Annotated in this window: 22 protein-coding genes; 14 read left to right on the top strand and 8 right to left on the bottom strand. The window is 51.5% G+C overall.

Translation table 11 applies throughout. The annotated features are described in order from the left end of the window. Positions 1 to 63 precede the first annotated feature (63 nt). Entirely contained in the window at positions 64 to 2136 is a 2073-nt protein-coding gene (locus QZ310_RS04705; RefSeq protein ID WP_297070906.1) for a SurA N-terminal domain-containing protein, read from the bottom strand. 307 nt (positions 2137 to 2443) lie between these two features. Here QZ310_RS04705 and QZ310_RS04710 point away from each other — a divergent pair, with 307 nt between their 5' ends. Continuing rightward, entirely contained in the window at positions 2444 to 3145 is a 702-nt protein-coding gene (locus QZ310_RS04710; RefSeq protein WP_297070908.1) for an SGNH/GDSL hydrolase family protein, read from the top strand. A 180-nt stretch (positions 3146 to 3325) separates the two neighbouring features. Here the strand turns inward: QZ310_RS04710 and QZ310_RS04715 are convergent, their stop codons facing one another. The 6 genes from QZ310_RS04715 to QZ310_RS04740 form a co-directional block, all read right to left on the bottom strand. Then, a complete protein-coding gene (locus tag QZ310_RS04715; RefSeq protein WP_297070910.1) occupies positions 3326 to 4351 on the bottom strand; it encodes an alpha/beta fold hydrolase in 1026 nt (341 codons plus the stop codon). Between the two features lie 40 nt (positions 4352 to 4391). Beyond that, positions 4392 to 4727 (bottom strand): DUF4491 family protein, encoded by a 336-nt coding sequence (locus tag QZ310_RS04720; protein ID WP_297070912.1) that lies wholly within the window; start codon positions 4725 to 4727, stop codon positions 4392 to 4394. A gap of 31 nt (positions 4728 to 4758) precedes the next feature. Then, entirely contained in the window at positions 4759 to 5139 is a 381-nt protein-coding gene (locus QZ310_RS04725) for a hypothetical protein (RefSeq protein WP_297070914.1), read from the bottom strand. A gap of 184 nt (positions 5140 to 5323) precedes the next feature. Continuing rightward, complete coding sequence (locus tag QZ310_RS04730; RefSeq protein WP_297070916.1) at positions 5324 to 5971, bottom strand: hypothetical protein; 648 nt, start codon at positions 5969 to 5971, stop codon at positions 5324 to 5326. A 36-nt stretch (positions 5972 to 6007) separates the two neighbouring features. Continuing rightward, complete coding sequence (locus QZ310_RS04735) at positions 6008 to 7408, bottom strand: DUF3078 domain-containing protein (protein ID WP_297070918.1); 1401 nt, start codon at positions 7406 to 7408, stop codon at positions 6008 to 6010. Between the two features lie 327 nt (positions 7409 to 7735). Continuing rightward, positions 7736 to 9175 (bottom strand): outer membrane protein transport protein, encoded by a 1440-nt coding sequence (locus tag QZ310_RS04740; RefSeq protein ID WP_297070920.1) that lies wholly within the window; start codon positions 9173 to 9175, stop codon positions 7736 to 7738. A 320-nt stretch (positions 9176 to 9495) separates the two neighbouring features. Between QZ310_RS04740 and QZ310_RS04745 the strand changes: the two genes are divergently transcribed. The 5 genes from QZ310_RS04745 to QZ310_RS04765 all read left to right on the top strand — a co-directional run bounded on the left by QZ310_RS04745 (position 9496) and on the right by QZ310_RS04765 (position 14322). Then, positions 9496 to 9738, top strand: a complete 243-nt coding sequence (locus QZ310_RS04745) for a toxin-antitoxin system protein (protein WP_297070922.1) — start codon at positions 9496 to 9498, stop codon at positions 9736 to 9738. A gap of 243 nt (positions 9739 to 9981) precedes the next feature. After that, complete coding sequence (locus tag QZ310_RS04750) at positions 9982 to 10419, top strand: SufE family protein (RefSeq protein WP_297070925.1); 438 nt, start codon at positions 9982 to 9984, stop codon at positions 10417 to 10419. Positions 10420 to 10422: 3 nt separating this feature from the next. Further along, positions 10423 to 11190 (top strand): tRNA (guanosine(46)-N7)-methyltransferase TrmB, encoded by a 768-nt coding sequence (gene trmB, locus QZ310_RS04755; protein WP_297070927.1) that lies wholly within the window; start codon positions 10423 to 10425, stop codon positions 11188 to 11190. A gap of 99 nt (positions 11191 to 11289) precedes the next feature. Next, positions 11290 to 12387: an Mrp/NBP35 family ATP-binding protein gene (locus tag QZ310_RS04760; protein ID WP_297070929.1), complete on the top strand. Its 1098-nt coding sequence runs from the start codon at positions 11290 to 11292 to the stop codon at positions 12385 to 12387. A gap of 246 nt (positions 12388 to 12633) precedes the next feature. Further along, entirely contained in the window at positions 12634 to 14322 is a 1689-nt protein-coding gene (locus tag QZ310_RS04765) for an endonuclease (RefSeq protein ID WP_297070931.1), read from the top strand. Positions 14323 to 14457: 135 nt separating this feature from the next. On the opposite strand, the gene panB is transcribed toward QZ310_RS04765, so the two are convergent. Next, entirely contained in the window at positions 14458 to 15279 is an 822-nt protein-coding gene (panB, locus tag QZ310_RS04770) for a 3-methyl-2-oxobutanoate hydroxymethyltransferase (protein WP_297070933.1), read from the bottom strand. A 470-nt stretch (positions 15280 to 15749) separates the two neighbouring features. Between panB and QZ310_RS04775 the strand changes: the two genes are divergently transcribed. The 8 genes from QZ310_RS04775 (at position 15750) to QZ310_RS04810 (ending at position 23561) form a co-directional block, all read left to right on the top strand. Continuing rightward, on the top strand, positions 15750 to 16181 hold the full coding sequence (locus QZ310_RS04775; protein ID WP_297070935.1) for an HIT family protein: 432 nt from the start codon (positions 15750 to 15752) through the stop codon (positions 16179 to 16181). 170 nt (positions 16182 to 16351) lie between these two features. After that, a complete protein-coding gene (locus QZ310_RS04780; protein ID WP_297070937.1) occupies positions 16352 to 18172 on the top strand; it encodes a Na/Pi cotransporter family protein in 1821 nt (606 codons plus the stop codon). Positions 18173 to 18414: 242 nt separating this feature from the next. After that, positions 18415 to 19812, top strand: a complete 1398-nt coding sequence (locus QZ310_RS04785) for a TIGR00341 family protein (RefSeq protein WP_297070939.1) — start codon at positions 18415 to 18417, stop codon at positions 19810 to 19812. Next, on the top strand, positions 19809 to 21149 hold the full coding sequence (locus QZ310_RS04790) for a glycosyltransferase (RefSeq protein WP_297070941.1): 1341 nt from the start codon (positions 19809 to 19811) through the stop codon (positions 21147 to 21149). Before QZ310_RS04785 ends, QZ310_RS04790 begins: the two co-directional genes overlap by 4 nt. 32 nt (positions 21150 to 21181) lie before the next feature. Next, positions 21182 to 22180, top strand: coding sequence for an NAD(P)-dependent oxidoreductase (locus tag QZ310_RS04795; protein WP_297070943.1), 999 nt, complete (start codon positions 21182 to 21184; stop codon positions 22178 to 22180). A 7-nt stretch (positions 22181 to 22187) separates the two neighbouring features. Continuing rightward, the gene (locus tag QZ310_RS04800; protein ID WP_297070945.1) at positions 22188 to 22466 is read left to right on the top strand and encodes a hypothetical protein; all 279 of its coding nucleotides are present in this window, start codon (positions 22188 to 22190) and stop codon (positions 22464 to 22466) included. Positions 22467 to 22510: 44 nt separating this feature from the next. After that, a complete protein-coding gene (locus QZ310_RS04805) occupies positions 22511 to 22933 on the top strand; it encodes a type II 3-dehydroquinate dehydratase (protein ID WP_297070947.1) in 423 nt (140 codons plus the stop codon). Continuing rightward, complete coding sequence (locus QZ310_RS04810; protein WP_297070949.1) at positions 22923 to 23561, top strand: O-methyltransferase; 639 nt, start codon at positions 22923 to 22925, stop codon at positions 23559 to 23561. The genes QZ310_RS04805 and QZ310_RS04810 overlap by 11 nt, the downstream gene beginning before the upstream one ends. Positions 23562 to 24087 lie beyond the last annotated feature (526 nt).

Below are 24087 nucleotides of genomic sequence, written 5' to 3' on the forward strand. Positions count from 1 at the left end.
ATACACAACAGGCCGGATGATGTCGTCATCCGGCCTGTTGTGTAGGTGTTATAGTCGGGTCAATTACTTGTAGAAAGTATTGATGTTGTTGGTCACTTTCTTGTTGCCGAGGAGGATGCGGTCGAGTGAGTTCATCATTCGGGCTGCACCGCGCTGCTGGTTGTAGCGGATTGAGTTTTCCTCGAAGTCGTAGGGACGACCTTCGTTGTCAACTTCTGTAACCTGAAGAACAATCACGGAGTTGTTGGCCTGCATGGGACCTACGAGAGCACCCTTCTGAGCATTGGCAACCTTGCCCTGCACAGCGCTTTCGCTCATACCGAGGCCGGGAACCATATACTGACCGAAGTTGACGGTAGTAGTGTCGACAGATACGCTCATGAGCTGTGCATAGCCTGCCACGTCCTTAGCCTTGCCTTCATAGTCAGCGAGAAGTTTGGCAGCCTTTTTGTCGTTGCGGGCCTGGGCTGCGAGGATGCTGTGGATTTGAGAATCTCTTGCGGGAACAAAGCCACCGTCGTAGATGTCGTTGACAGCTACTGCGAGGAAACGACCGGTCTGGATGTCGCCGAACACGGGAGAAACATTACCCTTGCTTGCATCCATAACCCATGCCACTGCTGCGTGTGAGTCGTTGAGGTTGCCAATCATGGGTGAAGATGCGCTTACGGTAGCGGGGAAGGTTGTATAGCCTGCTTCCTGAGCGTTCTCAGCGAACGACTTGGCATCCTTGTTCTCGTCGACATACTTGCGGAGAGCTGCATCGAGTTCGTTGATTGTAGCGTTGGAGGGTTCGGTGGTGAATGTCACGGTAGCGAGGTCGTAGACAGTGACGGGAGCCTCACGCTCGGCGATGCGGAAGATGCGGCCACCTTCCGAGATGGTGTCGGGAGTGAAGTAAACGCCTGTCGCACGGTCTGCGATAAGATCCTTGATAGTGGCTGCGTTGGCATCGAGAAGAGAAACTTCCATTGCCTTCTGTAACTGAGCCACGAGGGGCGAAGCGGCGATGCTGTCGAAAGAAGCGCCTGAGTTGAGTTTTGCGACGAGCGAGTCAATCTGAGCGCGTGTACCCTGCACAGCCATGAAGTCGAGCTTCACGTTGGCCACTTCCTGATCTTTGCCGAGGAGCTTGGCGATGGTGTAGTCGTTACCGGCTTTGCTGACGAGGGCTGCACGGCCAACAGAGAGAGAATCGAGGGTTGCCTTGAGACGAGCCTGCTTGTCGATGTCGGTCTGAGTCACCTTGCGGCGGTCAGAAACGAATTCAGGCATTGTTGCGATACCCTGCATTTCGGGATTGGCGTTGAGAGCCACGAGAGCGTCCTCAACTTTCTTCTGTCCTGCAAGCACATCAGCCTCGGAGGGCACGATGTTGACAGCGATATAGTTGACAGTGCGGGTGGGTTCGTCGAGGATGTAGCGGTTCTTCTCCTTGTTGTAGAGAGCGTTGATGTCGTTTTCGCTGACTTCAAACTCATCGTCCTTAAGTGAAGAGAAGTCCTTCTTGGCGTAGATGATGTGGGCGGTTGCAGCATTGTCGTCGTAGAGAGCCTTTGCATCAAGCTCGTTGGCTACGAGAGTTCCGGCGAAAAGATTCTGGAACTTCTGCTGGAGGAGCATACGCTCAACGTTCTTTTCAAGGTCAATCCAGTAGGCCTGGAGCTGCTGGGCCTGAGCCTGCTGCATACCGTATTTTGTGGGGTTGAAAGCCATATCGTGGGCAGTCTTTGCGTCGGGTACACCAAGTTGCTGCTGCACCATGCGGTCGACATACTGGGAGTTCTTTCCGACCATCATGTCGGTGAGTTCCTGGTCAGTGACTGTGAGGCCGAGGTCCTTGACTTCCTGATCAAAGAGCTTCTCAGCAATCATGGCATTGAGCACCTGCTGCTGGAGCACGGCGTTGTCCATGCGCTGGTTCTGGGCCTGAGCCTGCTGAGAGGCGTCCTGCACGCGGCGTTGGAATTCCTGAATGTCGATTTTGTTACCGTCGACTTTTGCAATGGTAGTGCCGGTGCCGAAAAGGGTGCGACCGGAAGTAAAGAAGTCACCGATGATAAAAGCCAGCAGACCGGCTCCCACGATGATGAGCAAGAGGGCAGACTTGCTACGGATTTTTTCTAATGTTGCCATTTATGTTTAGATGATTTTGATTTTAAGGGTTAAGTAATGTCAATAGCCGTCGAAATGCCCACATATAGCTGAGGCTACGCGGAATTAACGCACAAAAGTAGTATAAATTCCATTTAATTCAAAATGAACTGATTGAAAATCATGGTATGTGGTGGGAAAAATGCGTGAAAAATTACAAAAAAATGCCAATCAGATGTGTAATAATCTTTCACGCACCCGCGTTTTCCAATTATATGTAGGGATGTCCATGTTTTTCCGGACCTATCCTTACGGTATGCTTGACAATAACTAAAAAATCTGACAGACCATGCGCAAAACGCTTGTTTTATTCATTGCATTTATCTCAATTCTGACTTTCTCGGCTACGGCTGTGGCTCCGAAAGCAGGCGTTTCAATTCTCGGTGATTCCTATTCCACTTTCGAGGGACATGTTACGCCCGACACGAACTATGTGTGGTATTTCAAGGCTGCGAAGCCCGGCCGCACGGATGTCGACAAGGTCAGTCAGACATGGTGGCATCAACTGATTCGCGACAAGGGGCTGCGCCTTGTGGTCAACAATTCATTTTCCGGTGCGACAATCTGCAACCGTGGCTACAGGGGGGATGACTACTCGGATCGTTCGTTCCTTACCCGTGTCAAGGAACTTGGTTCGCCTGAGATAATATTGGTTTTCGGTGGCACCAACGACTCTTGGGCAGGAGTTGAAGTAGGGGAGTACCTTGATGAAAACGGCAAGACTGCCGACGGTTCCGCTCCTGACCTCTACACCTTCCGTCCGGCTCTCGACATCATGCTCTCGACCATGAAGGACTATTATCCGGGTGCCGACATCTATTTCATTGTCAATTCGGAACTTCGTCCGGAAATCACGGAGTCGATTGTGACTCTCTGCGGCCGTCACGGTATCGAGACCGTAATGCTTGAGAATATCGACAAGCAGTCCAACCATCCCTCAGTCAAAGGCATGGCCGAAATCGCCCGTCAGGTCGGGGCAAAGCTGAAATAACGGATCAATCCGAAAATCAGGTTCTTGTGCGATAAAAATAGATACAAAAGAACAAAAATAGACAAAAGCAACAGAAGTGTAATGAAATAACAGCTTTTGGATAGTAAAATAACAGAGGGAACGGCAAATCTGTCCTATAGATTTGCCGTTCCTTCCGTTATTTTGTCTCTTCTTTAGAGCTTATTTCTTTTTGAACATTCCGTCGAGCCATTTGGTGATGGCTGTGAGGGTTTCGGGGGAGATGTCTTCCGCAATAGTGGCGTATTCCTGCACAAGCCCTGTCTTGCAGCGCTGGAAGAGATGATTGTGGCCACTCATGAGTTTTGTGAAAACTCCGGGGTTGAGTTCGGAGATGGTGGTGAGATTTTCGGGCAGTACCTGAGTGTCCATGTCGCCGTTGAGGGCAAGCCAGGGTTTGTTGACGGCAGTGATGTCGGCCGCGGGGTTGTAGCGGAGCATCTCGCGGTACCACGGTGAGGTGACAATCTTTATCTGTGTCTGTAACTGCTCTTGGACAGCGGGCAGGTTGGCCGTCTCGCCAAGGCTTTGGGCCATTGTCATGTAGATGGCAGTATAGGCTTGGGACTCAGGTAACTGGGATTTCGCAATGTCGAGGATTGAACGCTGAAGGTTCTCACCGTCCCATCGGCCTGTCATCTTGGTTGCCATTGCGCGTGCCTGCGACATGATGATTGAGTCGCCTTCCCATGCGGGAGCGCCGAGAGTGACAATGAATTCGCATTTCGGATTGTGGGCGGCCAGCCGGATGGCTATTGTGCCTCCTTCGGAATGGCCTATGACTCCGACCGGGATTTTGGAGAAGCAGGAGTCCATGTAGGTGAGTCCTGCCGCGATGTCACGGACGAAATCAGTTGTGGTTGCCAAGGCGAAATCTCCTTCGCTCTCCCCTGCTCCGCGGTCGTCCATGCGCAGGACGGCATAGCCGTTGGCTGTCAGATGGTCCGCGATGGTCTTGAATGGTTTGTGACCCATGATTTCCTCGTCGCGGTTCTGCTTCCCGCTTCCGGTGGCCATCACCAAGGCAGCTTTGGGCGTAATGCTGTCGGGAACGGTGAGGGTGCCTGCGAGAGTGATGCCGTCGTTATGGTTGCGTATTCTCACCTCCTTGTCGGATGCGAGCGTTGCAAGCGGAGCTGTGACGGCGATTGAGATTGCGGCTATTGATTTCAGGAGTCCGGTAATCATGGCTGGTTGCATTTGTGGGCGGAATTATGATGGGAGGAGGTCAGTCCTCGATGATGTTCGTTCCGGTCTTGCGCTTGCGGTTGGGATTGGCAGGGAACCATCCGCGTGCCACACGCTTTTCCTGCTCGAATATCTCGCCTATGGTCCAGAACGATGAGAAGGAGAATACGCCGAGGAGCGACGACCAGAAAACGTCGTCGACCATGAGGGTGCCACCTATCCCGAGGAGCCCCAGGATGAGGAACCACCACCAGCAGCGTGTCCCGAAGTAGTATTCACATTTTATGGTGACAGGATGGAAGATACCAATGATGAGAAAGGTGCAGATGCCTATTGCGAGGCCGAGAAGATGATGTTGTGAGAGGATTTCGCTCATAGTTTCGGATATGTCGGATTGCGTTGTAGAATTACTTTTGTTTGGAATCGTTTGATGGTGTGACGTAGGAGATGACTGTACAGCTCACTTTATAGGGTGTGACATTGTCCACTCTTGGCTTTCGTCCCTTGTGGTAATAAAAGGAGTTCTGCCTGTCCCACGACGGAAACTCTATCCGGCGTGTGGTTCCGGCCGGGATGTCGGCGCGGATTTCACGGACAGTCTCGTGGAGCATACGCCCGGTCATGTCGGAGTAGGTCAGACGGATTTCGAGCGCAGTTATCTCGTGGGGAAGCCTGTTGTCGACAAAGAGGCTCTCCTTGCGTGAATTCAGAGGCTTGTCATAGCCGGAGAGGCGGATGTCGGACTGCGATGAGGGCCGGATGGTGTCGAACATAACGATGGTATCCATCTGTGGTTTCATCTGTTGTTGACCCGTGTTGAGTCCGGTTTTTGTCCGCAATTTTCCGCGCAGAGTTTTCTCGGCGTGGCTCTCCGGTGCCGTCAGCAGGAGTGAGGCTAAGAGAATAATGAGCAAATGCGGACGAAAGTTTTGCATCGTTGCAATATTTTTTTGTCGTTAAGTACGAAAATAATCAGAGGTAGCGCGGTTCTGCAGGGATTGCAGGAGCAGGAAACACTCTCAGACAGCCGTCGATGTTGCCCGGGCTCTTTTCCCGTCGGCTGATGAGTCGGCTGTACATGTAGGGTAGGAGTCTCCACCAGTTGAAGCGAAGCGATGACCCGTAGCGCGCGATGACCAAGCGGCTGTCGCTGTCGCTGAGTGTCAGTGTACAGGTTTTCGGGGAGTGGAGTGTCGTGGCGGCATCCGTGCGCCCTGTGTATATCCGAGCATCGTAGACACCGCGTTTGGCCGTAGGGGAGAGGTAGCCCATGACGGTTCCCGGACGCAGTGACAGGTCGGCGGCATTGACGATGACCATGCGGTAGACCATTGTTCCTGCCTCGTCGGGCGATAGCTCACGGCTGTCGTCGCGCTCGATTGCCATCAGTGTCCCTTCTGCTGCAAAACGCCACAGTCCTTCGATTGAGTGGAGCGGCATTGCCTCCATGCGCTCCGTGACCACAGCAGCATTGTCATAACCAGTAAGTGTCAGTGACATTGCAGGCACATTGTCGAGAGCTTTAGCCTCTATCCCCTTCGGAGCCGCTTGCGCGGATTCCGCCGGAAGACTGAGGGTGAGTATGAGCAGTATGGTGAGGCTGAGGAGATTACGCGTCATGACGGGAGAGGAGTGGGAGAGAGGTCGGAATAAGGGTTAGATGGATGAGAATTTATAGGCAAATCCGAACGAAAGGATTTCCTTGAGCTGGAATTTATGCCAGTCTTCGTCGTCACATGCCGGAGTTGTGGTGTCGTAGCGCATGTGGACGTAGATCTGGGTCGAGAGGAAACGGTTGATGTTGAACGACAGCGTGTTTTCCCAGTCGCCATAAGCGTAGTCGTAGTTGGTGAAGACAAATAGACGCGAACGGAGGTTGATGTTGTCGGAGATTGCCCAATAGAGCTTGCCCTCGGCATTGGAACCGTATTGGCTGACGGTCTTGTGGCCCTCCTTGATTCCGTAGGACGTCTCGTTCATCTTCCGGTCTATACATGTCTTCATGTTCCATGAGAAGGGGGAGATTGAGGCATCCATGGTGAAGGTCTTTTTGGCGTTGGCATAGTTGTAGGTCATACCGACACCGACGTTGAGTTCACCGGGAGAGAGGAAGGCACCCTTGAGGTCGTGGGTGTTGGACTTGAAGTTGCGGAGGAACTGTGTCTTGAACGATACGTTGGTCGAATAGTACCAGTATTTCGAAGCCTTGTAACCTGCAAGAAGGTTCCACTGGAAGAGGTCTTCCGAAATCGAGTAGTTGCGGAGCGAATCGTTGGGGGCGTCGTTCATGCCGAGCTTGTACTGGAATGTTGTCTCGAAGAGGAACTTCTTGTGGAAAGCCGGGTTGAGCTTGACATTATAGAAGAGGTTGACGAGGACGTTGATGTTGTTGTTACCGCCCTGATACCAGTTTGGCGAGACGTAGGCTTGCGAGAACTGGACTGAGCTGTTGAAGGTGCGCAGCCAGTGGCGACGGTTGAAAGTCACTTCCATCTGCTGTTTCGGAGCCTCCTTCACGGGGAGTTCGGCTATCACGATTTTTGCGGTCTCGGGGTCGACCGTAGCTTCGAATTTACGCGGAGGTTCGGGGAGACGTGCCTCGTCGAAGCGGACCGATTCGGGACAATTCACGATGAACGACTGCTTCGCACGGCGCATGAGGTTGTTGTGGTAGTCATCAGTGACAAGCCAGCCATAGATGGGGTCGTTGAGCGACCTCGATTCTCCGGCCTTGGGGAGACGGATGGAATCGAGAAGCTGGAAGGAGTCGAAAACCACCGGACGGAAGTAGTAGGGCTGGAGAGGGGTGGTCGGGACATATTTTGTTCTCAGGAGGCTGTCGGTCGAAAGAGCGATGATTGTATCCTTGGTTTCTCCATCGTTGGCAGGCAGATAGCGGAGCAGTTTGGCAACGACAGCCGAATCGGTCAGCTCCATCTTGTAGTTATAGATGTCAGCCCGTGTCGAGGAGGTTCCGAAAAGGGAACTTGTCTGTCCGAGGCTTTGAGCGAGTCCTAAAACAGTAAGAAATAAACCTGATAGAAATGTCCTGAACATAATGAATTGGTGGTGAATCCTGAAAATGAATTAATAAACGGCCAACGGAAAGGGCCTGAAAACCCAAATTGTTATAATGTGCAAAATTACACAAAAAATCCCTTAGCAACAAAAATAATGTCCAAACTTTCGTCGCTTTTTCCTGCAAAGGGGTAAGATTCAAGGTTTGAAGTGGCCATTGACAAGCAAGGCCGCAGTCAGGGGTTGACTGCGGCCTTGGTGGTCAGGTTTGGTAAGGAAAGAAATTGTACCTATCTTACTGTGTGGGGATATTGGTTTGTCTTATTCCCTTAGATTATGATTTAGAGCTGATTATGACAGTGTTTATCAGAAGCTGTAGCTGATGCCTATCGAGGGGATGAAGGCATGGAGCTTATAGTCGGCTGTGAATGTGCCGGTGGGTTTGAAGCCTGCTTGTTTGATTGCAGCCGATACTGCTTGCATGGATGCAGGTGCATTTGCTCCGAGCGCATCAATCTGGGCAGCTTTACCGAGCATCGTTTTGCCGAGAAGGTCGTCATATTCGCATGATACGCCATCTACACCAAGTCCGGCAACATACATGAACGCTAAATCAATAGACATGTTTGGAATTGGACGGAATGACAAACCGATAGTCGGTTCAACCTTTGTCATGCCAGGAGTCTCGGGATTGTAGTATTTGTCGTTGACGGGCGATGTGTCTACCATGAGTCCAAGACGAGCATCAAAACGGTTGGTGATTGCATATTGTGCGCCAATAGAGTAGCACCAAGAGTTTTTGTAGCTTTTCTTTATGTGCTGATCGTAGTCACGGAGCTGTTCGGCAAGGAATTCAACATCAAGTTGTTTGTACGCGTGCCACCCAGTCAGTCTGGCATCGAATGCAAGTGTTAGCCTGTCAACAGGTTTATATGATACACCGAGACCCAATACCCACGGTGCGGGCATTTCGGCTTTAAAGTTAGCGGCATTTATAAGGTCAAGGGTCTCGCCCAATGCAGTCTGTGAGGTTTCATTTGCGTATGTAACGCTTGCATCCCCTGCCTTGACTTTCATCTTCATTTGTGAGCGGTAGCTGGCACCGATGGTCAGTTGATCGGTTATATTATACATTGCGCCGATATTGAACCCTACTACCATGTCAGCTTTACCGTTGAGGTTTACTGATGCGGGAGTAGTTGTTCCGAACGGTTGCGCGTTGGCTAAGTTAGGGTTAAGCATTTTAAAGAATGGGAGAGCGCGGTCAAATGTCGCTGCTGTCACAAGACCCTTGTTGAGGTCTACGGTGCCCCACGAGATCATGGCACCGGCTCCGATGGAGAATTTCGGGGTGATGGCCCAGACGAGTGTCGGCTGGATGGTGAAAACCTTCAGGTTGACGTTCTGGTTGAGGACAGCACCGGGCCAGTTGTCGGTCCAGTTGATTGATGAGCCGTAGGGAGTATAGAAGGAGATACCACCCTTCAAGTTGTCATAGATAGAGAATGCGGCGTGTACGCCGATGGGGGTAGAGACACCGTTGTCGGTTGTATAGTCAACTCCATCGACGGTTGCGGTGCATGTGGGCATGATGCCTGTCACAGATCCGGAAAGGTCGAGGGTCTTGTCCATGTAGGCCATGCCGGCGGGGTTGAAGAACATGCTTTCAGCTCCGAGCTTGAGGGCGATGCCTGTGTGTCCCATGCCGATTTGCTTAGCCGATAACGAGTTGATTTGATAACCTTCGGCCATTGATGTGCCGCAGACGGCAGCTACCGTCATGGCCGAGATAAGGAATTTCTTCATAGATAGAAATGTTAATGATTGGTGACAAAGGCAGTTGCGTCAGCGCAAGGTCTTTGTCGGGTGAGAATCTTTATATAAGAAAAAATCGAGCGCAAAGGTAGCCCTAAGCCCCGACATACCCAAATTAAATCACACTTTTTAACAGAAAAATTTTACTAAAACTCATTTTTATTGGTCTGAAACTCTCGTATGTATTGTTGCAGTTCAGCTTCCAGACCGTGGATTCCAGCTTGAAATGAGCAATGAGGGGTGGCATATTGTTTATGTTATAGAAATGTATTATTTTTGCGATATATTGTATAACACTTTGTCATTGATTTATGGAAACGGCAGGAAGAAAACAGACCTCGTTCAGATTGAACACCGAACTTGTTGACAAGCTAAGAGTTGAAGCGCGTCGACACAACCGCAGCCTCAACAACTATGTTGAAAGCATCCTTATGGCCTTTGTCTCCGAACAGCCTAACAATCTGACGCTTGCAGCTATGGAGGAGGCTGAAAGCGGGCGTGAGCTTGAGGCTCTGGATATGAGGAATTTTCGGAAGTTTGTGGATTCTTTATGAAAATTCTCAGACTCACAAGTCAGTTGTTGTTGATTTGGCTTGATCCCAAGACGGATGAAATTAAACTTGTGCGTTTCGGGACTCATTCGGAAGTATTCAAGAAGTAAGAGCCTCACCAGGGGTATGAATTTTGTGGAATAACGGGGGAATTTTGTATCTTTGCGTCTTTCAAGCTGTGGAGGTGGCGGCATCAGGTTGCCGTTGTCTTAAAAAAGCTGATTTGAATTAAAAAACATTCCAACTATGACTATTGACCAGATACAGAACGACATTGTCGAAGAATTCTCCGAGGTGGATGACTGGATGGACCGCTATGCCATGATTATTGACCTTGGAAACAACCTTCCTGAAATCGAAGAGAAATACAAGACCCCCGACCATCTCATCGAGGGTTGCCAGAGCCGTGTTTGGCTCAACGCGGAGCTTACGCCCGAAGGCAAGGTGCATTACACCGCCGACTCCGATGCCATCATCGTCAAGGGAATCATATCGCTTCTCATCCAGGTGCTTGACAATCAGACACCCGACGACATCCTCAAAGCCGATCTCCATTTCATCGACGACATCGGCCTTTCGGAACATCTCTCACCCACCCGTTCAAACGGTCTGCTCGCCATGGTGAAGCAGATGCGCCTCTATGCCCTCGCCTTCCAGGCTCAGCAGAAGGCCCAACAGAAGTAATCTATGGGAAAGAACAAACTGAAAAAATTTGCCGAGATGGAGACTCTCGGCTGTGTCCACCAGTATCCGCAGTCTGTCCTTGAAAGCGAAGGGGAGTGTCCTCTGCGCGGTCAGTGGGGTGAGAAGGTGTTTGGCAACGCGAATCCCATCATCCTCGAACTCGGTTGCGGCAAGGGTGAGTATGCCGTCGGGATGGGCAAACTCTATCCCGACCGGAATTTCATCGGCATCGACATCAAGGGTGCGCGTATGTGGACCGGTGCCAAGGAGGTCGATGAGCTCGGATTGACCAATGTGGCCTTCCTGCGCACCTCCATCCATCTTCTTCCGCGCTTCTTCGCTCCCGGAGAGGTGGCTGAGATATGGATTACTTTCCCGGACCCTCAGATGAAGAAGGTCAACAAACGCCTGACCGGAACCCATTTCCTCGACATCTACCGTCAGGTGCTCGCGCCCGAAGGAAAAATCCATCTGAAGACCGACAGCCCATTCCTCTATGCCTACACGACGGCCATGCTTGAGCATAATTCCATCACTCCGCTCCACGCTACCGCCGACCTCTATAACTCGCCTGAAAACGAAATCGTCCCGCCGATCCGCACCTACTATGAGCAGCAGTGGCTTGGCCGTGGAATACCGAGCAAATATATTGTCTGGCAACTGCCTCCGGCCGGAACTGTGCTGACGGAACCGGAAATCGACATCGAGCCTGACACCTACCGCTCGTTTGGCCGTGGCGTCCTCCAGTCAACCCCTGAATTTCAAAAATGATATTTTTCAGACTTCCGCAGCCGTTATGTTGAACCAAAGGAAGTGAAATATTGTTAATTTATTTAGAATTTCTCCACCCCCATTACAATTCACACATTCATGCAGCTATATCCCGCACTTATCACCGACGCTCTCCAGACCGTCCGCTATCCCGGCAACGGCAAGACTCTCGTCGAAGCAAATATGGTCGAGGACGACATCCGCATTGACGGCGACAGCGTAAGTTTCTCGCTGATTTTCGACAAGCCCACCGATCCATTCATCAAATCAATGGTGCGCGCGGCCGAGACGGCTATCCATACCTACATCTCACCGGATGTGAAGGTTACAGTCAACGTGGCCTCCCGTCAGACTGTCACCCCTAAGAACGCCCCCGTGCTTCCCGGAGTCAAGAACATCATAGGTGTCTCTTCAGGCAAGGGTGGAGTCGGCAAGTCGACCGTGGCTTCCAATCTTGCCGTGTCGCTTGCAGCCGAGGGCTATAAGGTCGGTCTTCTCGATGCCGACATCTTCGGCCCGTCAATGCCCAAAATGTTCGGCATAGAGGACGAGCAGCTCTACATTCATGAGGTTGACGGCCGTCAGCTCATTCTCCCGATCGAGCGCTATGGAGTGAAGCTCCTTTCGATCGGTTTCGTTGTCGATAAGGAGAAAGCCGTCCTCTGGCGCGGTTCAATGGCCTCAAACGCTCTCAAGCAGCTCATTGTCGATGCCGACTGGGGCGAGCTTGACTACTTTGTCATCGACATGCCTCCGGGCACGAGCGACATCCATCTCACTCTCGTCCAGACTCTTCCCATCACCGGAGTTGTCGTCGTGACCACCCCGCAGGAAGTTGCTCTCGCCGATGCCCGCAAGGGTATCGCCATGTTCCAGGAGGACAAGGTCAATGTCCCCATCCTCGGTCTTGTTGAGAACATGGCCTACTTCACTCCGGCTGAACATCCCGACGAGCGCTACTATATCTTCGGAAAAGAGGGTGGTGTGCGTCTTGCCGAAAAACTTGGTGTGCGACTTCTCGCCCAGATACCACTCGTCGGTTCAATCGCCGACGGTGGCGATGCCGGAACTCCGGTAGCCCTGACCAACACAGTGACCGGTCATGCCTTTGCCCATCTCGCCCACGAAGTGATCGATGCGGTGGCAGAGCGTAACCGCGAACTCCCTCCGACTCACAAAGTCGAACTGAAGCACTGATCATAACGAGTACACTCATATCCATAATGGGAGCTGTATCAGAATTCAAGAAACAGAAGTAAAAAAGTGCATAAGAAACAAAAGATATATATTTTTTTCTGTAAGATTGAGAGTTAACTTCATATCCTTTATTATAAAATTCTTTTGTCTCTTATGCTATTTTGTGCTTTTGTATCTCTTGTGTCGATTTGATACAGTTCCATAACGACTACATCTTCATCTCACCACCCACTCAACTATTTTTGCATGAGAGTTTCACTACGCTTCTTTTCTTTTGCGGCGACAGTGGCCATGACCGTCCCCGCTATGCTGGCGGAGGTTCCTGCGGGCTACTATTCGCGTCTTGAAGGCAAATCGGGTGCGGCGCTTAAGACTGCCGTCTTCGAGGTCATCAATCCCCACACGCAGGTGTCGAGCTACAGTAATCTGCCCCGCTACTTCGAGCAGACCGACGTCTATCCCTCCTCGCGCCAGTGGTGGGACATGTATTCCAACGTTCAGCGTTTCGCCCCGTCATTCAGCGGCCTTAACCGTGAACATGCTTTCCCGAAAAGCTGGTGGAAGCTCAACGGCAGTGTCGAATACACCCCGGCCTACGTCGACCTTAACCATCTTTATCCTTCGGACGGCCCGGCTAACCAGGCCAAAAGCAACTATCCCCTTGGCATGACCGCTGCTAATCCAAAGTTTGACAACGGTGTCAGCAAGATAGGTTATCCCGTGTCGGGACAAGGCGGCGGTGCGCAGTATGTCTATGAGCCTGCCGATGAATATAAGGGCGACTTCGCGCGTACATATTTCTATATGGTCACCTGCTACCAGAACCTCACTTGGAACAGCACATGGATGCTTCAGCAGAACGACTATCCGACCTTGAATTCCTGGGCTGTCAACCTGCTCCTGCAATGGCACCGCGATGACCCCGTGAGCCAGAAGGAGGTTGACCGCAACGAGGTGGTCTACGGTTATCAGAACAACCGCAACCCCTTCATCGATTTTCCCGATCTTGCCGAGTATATCTGGGGTAACAAAGTAGGGGAGAGCTTCTCCCCCGGAACAGTGAATCCTCCTGCCGGTGACCCTATACTGATCAATCCCGTCAACAATACCTCGCTCGATTTCGGTGAGGTGGCCGTCGGCAACAAGATTACTTCCCTTCTCTATCTCAAGGGTGAGAATATCTCCGGAACGGCTTCTATCCGCATCAGTGGCACTGACCGCAATATGTTCACTCTTGATCCTGCTGCCTCTTCGCCGACTCTCACCACAACAGTTTCAGGAGCTCTCATTAATTCGAGAAACGGCTATCAGCTTCAGGTGACATATAGACCCACATCGCTCGGCGAGCATAAGGCCAAGATTACAATCTATGACGCTAACCTCGTGGGCACCACTACAGTCAATCTTATCGGTGAGGCGCTTGAAGTGCCGACTCTCAGCCGCCTGACTGCCTACGGTGCTTCCGACATCACCGCGTCGTCCTACAAGGCCACATGGTCCGAGGCTCCCGAGGTCGTTGACTACTATCTCTTCACCCGTCAGCGTTTTGTCGGTGGCAACATGGTCGAGGAGACTATCGAGTGTGACGAGAACTATGTCGTCATTGACGACTTCAATGCGAGCGATAATGAGAACTATTTCGTTCAGAGCAGCCGCCTCGGCTATCTCTCAGAACCGTCCAATGTCATTTCCATCAGCCATTCAGGCATAAGCGGAATCAATGAGGATGCACCTCTCAGCGCCGAAAGCTATCCCGGCATCATACGTTTCCGCTGCGGTGCCACCCAGACCGATGGTCGCATCTTTGACACTACAGGCCGACTTGTGATGCTCCTTCCCGAAATCACTGACGGTCTTGAAATCACCCTCCCCTACGGTATCTACATGATTGTGACCGCCGAACACCGCACACCCATCAAACTTATCGCAAGATAAGCACTTGAAATATAGATACAGAAGAACATAAGTCCAAAAGAAACAGAAGTTTATAATTCAGCAGGTCAATCACGACCAAACTCGATTATAAACTTCTGTTTCTTTTGGGCTTATGTTCTTCTGTATCTTCTGATTTTAATACTGCTCTTTCTCGTTGGGGAAGTCGGAGCTTTTGACATCCTTGATGTAGTTACCGACGGCATCCTCGATGATGGTGCCGAGGTCGGCGTAGCGGCGGAGGAAACGCGGTGAGAAGCCTTTGTTGACACCGAGCATGTCCTGCATGACGAGCACCTGTCCGTCGCAACCGTTGCCTGCTCCGATACCGATGGTCGGGATTGAGAGGCTTTCGGAAACCTTGGTAGCGAGTTCGGCGGGGATTTTTTCAAGTACGATGGCGAAACAACCGGCTTTTTCAAGCAATTTTGCATCCTCAAGGAGCTTTGCAGCCTCGGCCTCTTCGCGGGCACGGACATTGTAGGTGCCGAACTTGTTGATGCTCTGCGGTGTGAGGCCGAGATGTCCCATCACCGGAATACCTGCGGAGATTATGCGCTCTATCGACTCGATGATTTCCGCTCCACCTTCCATCTTGACAGCCTCGGCATTGCTCTCCTTCATGATGCGGATAGCCGATGCAAGGGCTTCCTTGGAGTTGCCCTGATAGGTTCCGAAGGGCATGTCGCAGACCACGAGGGCACGTTTCACACCACGGGTGACACACTGTGCGTGGTAAATCATGTGGTCAAGAGTCATCGGGAGGGTGGTGGCGTGTCCGGCCATGACGTTTGCAGCTGAGTCGCCGACAAGTATGGCATCCATTCCGGCCTCGTCGATGAGTTTGGCCATCGAATAATCGTAGGCGGTGAGCATGGCGATTTTCTCGCCCTTTGTTTTCATCTCCATCAGGCGGCGGGTGGTCACCTTACGGGGATCCTCAACGGTATAAGTTGACATATTTTCCTTGTTAATGTATTAAATATTAAGTCCTGAGGATAAAAAGCCTCAGCCAACCCCTCGGATTGGCCGGACAAAGGTATTAAGTTTATTTCACCCGACAATGACTTTTCAAGGAATTTGACCGGAAGGGATAGGGGATTTGGCGGGAGGATGGGGATTTGAGCGGAAGTGGCATGGGATGTCCGGTAGGACATCGATTTTTTCGTAACCCTGTACATCGGAGCGCAGCGTAGATGTGCAGGGCTTGCAGTCCTTCCATCAGATTTGGTGTTCGTAAGAACACCGATTTACGGAGTTAAAACATAACGTTAGGAAGTAAATTCTGCCATGATGAGAAAATAGGTTTGGTTGCGATTGGTTTATTTGTTATTTTTGCGAATGTTAAATCAAATTGATGCAGGAGACTCGGATGTCGAGTCATCGTATCAGTGACAATCTATTAACCAAGAAAATACTTGTAGAAAAAAATGAAAAGTGATCCCAAAGACTGTCTCTATTGCACCAACAATGAGACTCTTCACAATCTGATGATTGAAATTGCGAAGCTTGATGTTTCGCGTGTGTTCCTGTTCAAGGAGCAGACCTACCGAGGCCGTTGCCTCGTTGCCTACAACGGTCATGTCAATGACCTTTTCGAACTCAGCGATGAGGAGCGCAATGCCTTCATGAAGGACGTGACCCGTGTGACCCGCGCAATGGATGCGGTGTTCCATCCCGAAAAGATCAACTACGGTGCTTACAGCGACAAACTCTCGCATCTCCATTTCCATCTCGCACCGAAATATGTCGACGGACCCGACTACGGCGGCACTTTCCGCATGAACCCGGGTGAAGTCTACCTGAGCGACGCCGAGTATGCCGACATGATTGAAAAAATGAAGGCCGCCCTCGGGGAATAAAGCTCCCTGCGGAGCCTCGGCGGAAAAACCGTCGGACCGGCTTTTATTTTTAGACAAACTCACAGAGAAAATTCAAAAAATTCTCTGTATATTTGCATCGGAGAAAAACGGGGCTATCTGCTGATAAACTCCCCGCCTTTCTCCGAATTTTCACGTTTATACATATCAAGATGACTTACAGCTTCCTTGACCTACTTTGTCTACTGGGTTCAGTAGCTATGTTCCTTTACGGAATGAAAGTAATGAGTGAGGGCCTACAGAAGGCTGCCGGCGACCGTCTGCGCAACATTCTCTCGGCCATGACCCGCAACCGCTTCACCGGTATGCTCACCGGTATAGTCATCACGGCACTCATCCAGAGTTCATCGGCTTCCACCGTGATGGTGGTCAGCTTCGTCAACGCGGGTCTCATGACTCTCGCGCAGTCAATGGCAGTCATCTTCGGTGCGAATGTCGGCACGACGTTCACTGCGTGGATCATCGCGCTATTCGGCTTCAAGGTCGACACGTCGGCATTCATCCTTCCGGTCATAGCCTGCGCCGTCCCGCTACTTTTCGCAAATTCGAGCCGAAAGAAGTCGATAGGCGAGTTCCTCATAGGCTTCGCGCTCATGTTCATGGGTCTTGACCTTATCAGCGACTATGTTCCTGACCTCCAGAGCAATCCCGAGATGTTTGCCTTCCTTGAGCGTTATGCATCCATGGGCTTTGTCTCAGTTCTTCTCTTTGTCCTTGTCGGTATTGTCCTCACAGCCATTATCCAGTCATCGGCGGCAACGTTTGCCATCGTGCTTATAATGTGTACGAAGGGATGGATTTCGTTTGACCTTGCCTGTGCGGTCGTGCTCGGCAGCAATATCGGTACCACCGTCACCCCGCTTCTCGCATCAATGAGCGGAAATGTCGCGGCAAAGCGAACCGCTATGGGCCACCTCCTTTTCAACCTCTTCGGTATTGTCTGGACTCTCGCTGTCTTCTATCCTTTTGTCCGTCTGAACGTCAACATCACCGAGTGGCTCGGTCAGGGCAATCCAAACAGCATCTTCGGTTATGTCAATGAGCTTGAGGCATCCGACCCGCAGCTCTACAACAGTATATTCGACAACAGTCTCCCCGCCGGTCATCCGGTGTTGATGAAGATTGCACAGATGCAGTTCAGCGTGTCATTCGGTCTGTCGATGTTCCACACGGTCTTCAATCTCATCAACGTTGTCCTCATGATAGGTCTGACAGGCTTCTATGTGAAGGTCGTTGAGAAACTTGTTCCCGCCAAGCACACAGGCGACGAGGAATTCCAGCTCAAATTTATCTCCGGCGGTCTTATGAGCGCATCCGAACTCAACATCGCCCAGGCCGAGAAGGAAATCGTGGTCTACGCCGAAAGGGTGCAGCGCATGATAGCTATGGCGCAAAACATCGTCCATACCAAGCAGGGCGACGATTTCACCAAGCAATTCTCGCGTCTTGAGAAATATGAGGAGATTTCCGACCGCATGGAGATTGAGATTGCCAACTATCTCAACCGCTGTTCGGAAGGTCGTCTGTCGAATGAAGGTAAGCACCGCATCGCGGCCATGCTCCGCATCGTCAGCGAAATCGAGAGCATTGCCGACTGCTGCTACGGTGTGGCCAAGATACTTATCCGCAAGCAGGAGAGTCATGTCGACTTCAACGACGAGATTTCCGATAATATCGATTCCATGTTCATTGCCGTTGAGGCTGCGATGACCAATATGCTCCTTCTTCTCCGCAACTTCGAGACAGTCGATCAGGCTGAGATCATCACATCCTACAATCAGGAACGCGAAATCAACAACAAACGCAACCAGCTCCGTGTGGCCAACGTTGAGAACATCAATGAGCACCACTACGAATATCAGGCCGGTATCTACTACATGGACATCATCGGTTCGCTCGAAAAAGTGGGCGACTACATCATCAATGTTGTCGATGAGGTCAAAGAGCAGTACCGCCAGAAGGCTGTAGGGTGAGGAGTTGTCGGTTTTTAGTTGTTAGTTTTTAGTTGTTAGTTTTGAGTTTTTAGTATATAGTTGTTAGTTTTGAGTTTTCAGCTTATTAACTCACAACTGTCAACTCACAACTGTCAACTCACAACTCACAACTGCCAACTCACAACTCACAACTCACAACTGCCAACTCAAAACTCAAAACTCACAACTCATCCCCCCAACTCACAACTCACAACCCCCAACTCACAACTCACAACTGAAACATGGCTTCCCTGAAGACCTATCTGGTACAATATTTTTCAATGACCGACGACCTGCTGCCGCAGGCTGAGGCGGAAGCTGCCATACGCGAGGGGGTGTCGTTCAAGGGTACGAATCTGTTGATTCTCGTGCTTGCGATTTTCATCGCATCGCTCGGACTGAATACCAACTCGACCGCCGTCATCATCGGTGCGATGCTCATATCGCCGCTGATGGGCCCGATTATCGGGCTCGGGCTCGGTGTGGGTGTGCAGGATTTTGAACTGTTGAAACGCTGTCTGCGCAACCTGCTCATGGCTGCCGGATTCAGTATGCTCACCTCCACCATCTACTTCCTCATCTCCCCGGTCAGTGAAGGCCACAGTGAGTTGCTCGCTCGCACGTCGCCTACCATCTACGACGTTCTCATCGGCTTCTTCGGTGGCGGTGCCGGAATCGTGGCCATCGGCTCAAAGTCCAAGGGCAATGTGATTCCCGGTGTGGCAATCGCCACAGCCCTCATGCCCCCGCTCTGTACGGCGGGCTACGGTCTCGCAACCCTCCAGATGAACTATTTCCTCGGTGCGACCTATCTCTTCATCATCAATTCCATCTTCATCGCGCTCTCGACCTTCATCGGCGTCAAGTTCATGCACTACAAGCCTGACGTGTCCGTGTCGGTCAACCCCGAGCGTGCGCGCCGTGTCCGCCGCATCGTCTACACAGTCTCCATCCTCACTCTCCTACCCTCCCTCTATCTCACCTACAACATGCTGCGCCAGTCGCGATTCTCGGCCAACGCTGACCGCTTCATCTCCCAGCAGTTCAATTTCCCCTCCACCCAGGTGCTGAACCGCAGCGCGGTCATCGAACACGGGCAGAAGATAATCACGGTGACACTTATCGGCAAAGTCCTCCCCGCCGATTCCCTGCAACTTGCCATGTCGGCCCAATTAGACCACTACGGACTGCAGGGCGCGAAACTCCACATCATCCAGGGTGATTCGCCCGACCTTTCCGAGCTGAAAAACGGTCTGCCGACCATGAACGATATCTATGAGCTTGCCCGTACGTCAATATCAGCCCAGCAGGTGACAATTGACTCGCTCAAGAGCATGATAGCCATCGCTCAAATCAACGATACCATTGCAGGGCGCATTGCTCCTGAGCTCAAGGTTCTCTTCCCGCAGGTCCAGGAGATAGCTGTCAGCCGTGCTATCTTCGGTAATATCAACACCCAGACCCTTGACACGGTCAACACAGTCCTTGTCAAATACGCTTCGCCGCTTCCGCGCGCCAAAGAGGAGGAATTCATCCGCTTCCTTGAAGCCCGTCTGCAGAAGAAACACTTGCAGCTTATCAACGTCGGTAATCAGGTCAAATTCAGTAAGAACACAATATCACAAGAAAGCAAGAAATGAATCTACAATCCGGTGATCCTGTCTCCTCAACCTCATCTTCGCCTGTCAGCTCCCTTCCCGCCAATCTGAAAGGCCGGAAGGTCGTGCTTGTCAACCACTCCGATTCCCTCGGGGGAGCGGCGGTGGTGAGCTTCAGGTTGCTGCAGGCTCTCAGGAAGATAGGTGTGGATGCCCGGATGGTCGTGTATACCAAGACTTCAGATGAAGCGAATGTGGCCGACACCGGAACCCGTTTCTTCCGTGGTCTGGCATTTATAATGGAGCGTCTCTGTATTCTTCCGGCTGTGGGTTTCAAGTATGTCAATCTCTACAAGGTATCGACCGGTGATTTCGCGCTCAACATTCATCGCCATCCTTGGGTCAAGGAGGCCGACATCGTGTGTCTCAACTGGATAAACCAAGGACTGATGAGCCTCGGCGGCATACGCAAGCTCCACCGCATGGGCAAGAAAATCGTGTGGACCCTCCACGACATGTGGGCCATGACAGGTATCTGTCATCATGCCTACGAGTGTGAGAACTATGTGCTTGAATGTGGCCACTGTCCCTTCCTCGCAAGTCCCTATTCCAACGACCTCTCCCACCGCTACTGGAAGAAGAAACACAAACTCTATCAGGAGGTGCCCATAAAATATGTCACCGTCAGCAACTGGCTTGAGAAACTTGCCCGCAAATCCTCGCTTCTGAGGGATGCCGACGTGCGCACAATCCACAATGCCTTCCCTGTCGACCAGTTCTATACTGCACCCCCGCGCAATCTCTACTCTTTCCTGACCCCCGAGAAACCAAACATCATCCTCTTCGGCGCAGCCCGTCTCGATGATCCCATCAAGGGTCTGGACTATATGATTGACGCGCTCAACTATATTTTCGACAACTATCCTGTCCTGGCGAGCAAGACGGCCGTCTATTTCTTCGGTGCCATGAAGAATCCGCAGGCGCTCGACCAACTCCGTTTCTCCCACCGCTGTTTCGGTCTCATCAATGATTTCAAGATCATCCGCTACCTCTGTTCGATTTCCAAGGTGATGGTCTCATCGTCGCTCTACGAAACCCTCGGAGGCACCCTCATCGAAGGTCAGGCCGGAGGTGCGATTCCTGTGACATTCGCTCCTGATGGCAGAGCCGACGTGGTGAAACATCTGCAGAACGGCTATGTGGCGCGCTACAAGGATTCGCGTGACCTTGCCGAAGGCATACTGTGGGCCTTGAAGTCCGACATCACCCGCGAGGAGCTTCATCAGTCCGTTGCCGACCGCTTCTCGGCCCCCGTCATAGCCCGTCGCTATGCCGAGCTCTTCTCCGAAATCCTCGCAGAAGACTCCACTAAAAACTAAAAACTCACAACTGACAACTCACAACCCCCAACATGAAAGTACTGATAGTAGGAGCAGGAGGATTCATCGGCGGTTTCATCGCCCGCGAGGCCCTTTCGAGAGGCTATGAGACCTGGTGTGCGGTACGCGAATCGACATCTCGCCGCTATCTTACCGATCCTGCGCTCAAATTCATAACACTCGACTACGACGATTCCGAAAAGCTCCGCAAGGGACTGGAAGGACACGAATGGGACTATATTGTCTATAACCTTGGAGCAACGAAATGTGTCAATTTCCTTGACTTCAACCATATAAACTTCAACTATCTCCGCAACTTCTGCGAGGCGCTGACGGCCAACAATCAGATACCGAAGCGCTTCCTCTATATATCCTCGCTCTCAGCAATCGGTCCGGGTGACGAAAAGACCTACGCCCCTCTCAACGGCTCGATGATTCCCAACCCCAATACCCGCTACGGTGTATCGAAAATCAAGGCTGAGACCTTCCTGCAGACACTCCCGGCCTCGTTTCCGTGGATCATACTGCGCCCAACAGGGGTCTACGGTCCTCACGAGCAGGACTATCTGATGATGATAAAGAGCATTGACTCCCACTTTGATTTCGGTGTCGGTTTCCGCCGACAGATGCTCACCTTCATCTATGTCGAGGACCTTGCGCGCGCCATATTCGACGCTCTCGAAAAGGCACCCGTCCACAGGAAATATATCATTTCCGAACCCCGTGGCTACTCCCAGAGCGAATTCCGCAAGATTGTGGCCAAGGAGCTGGGGCGCAAGCTCGTGATTCCTGTCCGCCTTCCCCTCTGGGCCTTGAAGGTGGCCTGCGTGGTGTCGGAGAAATACGGTGCAGCCAAGATGCAGGCCGTCACGCTCAACACCGACAAGTATAAAATCATGGCACAGCGCAACTGGAACTGCGACATTTCCGACGCGCAGCGCGACTTCGGTTTCAATCCGCAGATTGATTTGGCCGAGGGCATAAAGCGCACGGTCCGTGCCTACCGTAACGAATCCAAACAGAAAGGCTGATACAGATATGGAAAGCAAGACACCGCTGTGGATGACGATAATCATCCTCATTTTTCTCCTACCCGTCTTTTCCTTCCCCCTCCTCTTGGGCAACATCCCTGCCGGGGACGACGGCGCGAAGCTCTTCGTGTGGATCTATCCCTTCTACATGATTCTCTCCGCGTGGCTTGCGTGGAGCGCTTTCCCCCGCCGCTCCTACATCAGTTGGATTCTGCTCATACTGATGGGGCTGTCGACGGCCGCTGTCTGGACCCTTGTGCTGCATCCGATGGATGTGGTGATGTAAGAGACACAACATTTTACTTAACATTATAAATATCCGATTCAACAGTGAAGCTTCTGATTATCAACGGGCCGAATCTTAACCTCCTCGGCACACGCGAACCCGAGATTTACGGCTCGCGCACATTTGAATCCTATCTTCAGGAACTCCGTGAGATGATTGACGGTGACGAGATTGAGTATCTCCAGTCCAACCACGAAGGTGACATCATCGACTTCCTCCACAATACAGATGCCGACGGTGTTATCCTCAATGCCGGGGCCTATACACACACATCCCTCGCCATCGCCGATGCGATTTCCGGCATAACCACACCGGTGATTGAGGTGCATATCTCCAACACGGCCTCGCGCGAGCCCATCCGCCATACGTCGCTTATCGCACCCGTGTGTCGCGGCACCATCACCGGTTTCGGTCTGAATTCGTATTTCCTTGCCGCTCAGGCTTTCATCATGGGCCATGTCAGATAACAGCAGTCTCGACGACTACATCCTTTCCCACATCAGTGCCGAGCCGGAGCATCTGCGTCGGCTTTACCGCCGCACGCATCTGCGCCATCTCTATCCACGCATGTGTTCGGGTCATCTGCAGGGCCGTATGCTCTCGATGCTCTCCTCCATGATTTCGCCGCGGCGTGTGCTTGAACTTGGTGCCTACACCGGCTATTCAGCCCTCTGTCTGGCCGAAGGGCTTGCCCCCGACGGACAGCTGCATACCATCGAGGTTGACGATGAGATGGAGGATGAACTTCTCGAACTTTTCGCCACCGCTCCCGGGGGCGACCGCATCACGCTGCATATCGGTGATGCCGAGGAGCTTATCGGACAGATTGACGAGGTGTGGGACCTGGTCTACATTGACGCGAACAAGCGCCGCTATGTCGAATATCTCGACCTCGTGCTACCCCGCATCCGTCCGGGAGGGTTCATCATCGCCGACAACACCCTATGGGACGGCAAAGTGACCGACACGGTGAAAAATCATGATGCCCAGACTGTAGCACTCGACCGTTTCAACACCTACGTCGCCTCCCGCCCAGACCTCGAAACCGTAATCCTCCCCCTCCGCGACGGCCTGACCCTCATTAGGCTCTTGTAGGGACGCTTTTCAAAGCGTCCGCATCAGCAATGCCAAAACGCCTCCGCATCAGCAAAGCCAAAAACGCGTATGCCTGCTGAAAAAAGGTACACAAATTCATAAATAACAGAAATTACAGATTATGTAATCGGCCGATGTTAATGCCAATACGATAATCTGTAATTTCTGTTATTTATGAATTTCTGTACCACTGTTGTGGTGTTGGAGAGGTATTTTCGGGGTATTATTGCGAGGATATTTTTCATTGCTGATGCGGACGCTTTGAAAAGCGTCCCTACCGGCACCGACTGGGCGTAATTGTCACCTTTCAGAAGAAAGTTGGTGGTATTATTGTCTAATAAATTGGTCTAAAAGGGAAAATAAATTATTGTGGTTTTTAATTGTCGTTATAAATGCGTAAATTTGCCGAATAAAACGATAGAAATCTACAATAAGTATAGATGCGTTATCTCTCAATTCTATTGACAATCTTTGTGATGTTCATGTGCACTGCGCCTGCATTTGAACAAGATGATTGTATGCTGAG

This window comes from uncultured Duncaniella sp., assembly GCF_910577345.1.
In the GTDB taxonomy this organism is placed as follows: domain Bacteria; phylum Bacteroidota; class Bacteroidia; order Bacteroidales; family Muribaculaceae; genus Duncaniella.